Source organism: Hydrogenophaga intermedia, from assembly GCF_000723405.1.
Lineage (GTDB): Bacteria > Pseudomonadota > Gammaproteobacteria > Burkholderiales > Burkholderiaceae_C > Hydrogenophaga > Hydrogenophaga intermedia.
In genome coordinates this window covers 1-428 of record NZ_CCAE010000123.1, presented here as the reverse complement: position 1 = coordinate 428, position 428 = coordinate 1, and the positions used below count along the sequence as shown (strand labels likewise).

The window sequence follows — 428 nt, the reverse complement described above, 5'->3', positions numbered from 1 at the left end:
TTGGCGATGACGACCTCGGCGCGCTGGCCGGCGACTTCGATGGGGCCGTTGAGGAAGCTGGGGTTGCTGGAGTTGACCTCGTTGAGGATGACGCGGGCGGGGCCCGTCGCTAACCAGGGGTTGCCAGGGATGGGCCCGCCGAGCTGGCTTTGCGCACCGGTGCGGCTGTTGTTGAGGATGGCGCCGGGCGAGCCGACGTCGAACTGGCGGTAGGTGTTGCGCGAGACACCGGCCGCGCTGGGTGTGGTGATGTTGATCAGCGGCACGCCGTTGCCGGTGCCCAGGATGGTGGGGCGCTGACTGCCCGGTGCAGAAGGGTCGGCCAGGATCTGCGACCAGGCCTGTGGGCTGCTGAGCGGGCTGCTCAGGGCCAGGGTCACGGCCCAATGCACGGTGCGTGGCAAGCCACGCGCGGGCTTGAACACCAC

The 428-nt window shown here is 69.4% G+C and carries 1 protein-coding gene; it reads right to left on the bottom strand.

Annotation, left to right across the window (positions count from 1 at the left end; genetic code table 11):
• Positions 1 to 428: two-partner secretion domain-containing protein (locus BN948_RS25410; protein ID WP_156037868.1), on the bottom strand; the 428-nt coding region annotated here is incomplete at both ends.